Source organism: Corallococcus praedator, assembly GCF_003612125.1.
GTDB classification, from domain to species: Bacteria; Myxococcota; Myxococcia; order Myxococcales; family Myxococcaceae; genus Corallococcus; species Corallococcus praedator.
On record NZ_RAWI01001386.1, the window covers coordinates 1 to 393 of the forward strand.

A 393-nucleotide genomic window follows, 5' to 3' on the forward strand; every position below is an offset into this window, starting at 1 on the left:
CTTCTGGTGATGGTGTCCAGCCTGCGCGAGGCGAAGCCTTTGACTCCTCAATCAAACGATAACAAAGTGCCTTGTCTGCTTCAGTTGGAAGGTCTGCAATAGCAAGGTCCATTTCGCGTGAAAAGGTTGTTAGAGCAACACGGAAGTCCGCAAGGAAATCATCAAAATTTGCAGTACCATCAATACGGATACGACGAAGAACACGTAACATTTGTGAAAGCTTGTCAGTGGTACGTCCACCAGCAAGTGTGGTTGCAGCAAAGACGGGATCAAATGGAACCTTCTCAGAAACAGCCATTTCAGACTGAGTTTGTGGATGTCTATTTAAAGCAGTCTGCTGTGCAAACAAAATATTAAGTTGTTCGATGCCTGCATCATGATTGACCTTACCAT

1 protein-coding gene is annotated in these 393 nt (G+C 45.0%); it reads right to left on the bottom strand.

Going from position 1 to position 393, the window contains the following annotated elements; genetic code table 11:
• On the bottom strand, positions 1 to 393 hold a 393-nt coding region (locus tag D7Y13_RS46725; RefSeq protein ID WP_158626273.1), incomplete at both ends, for a hypothetical protein.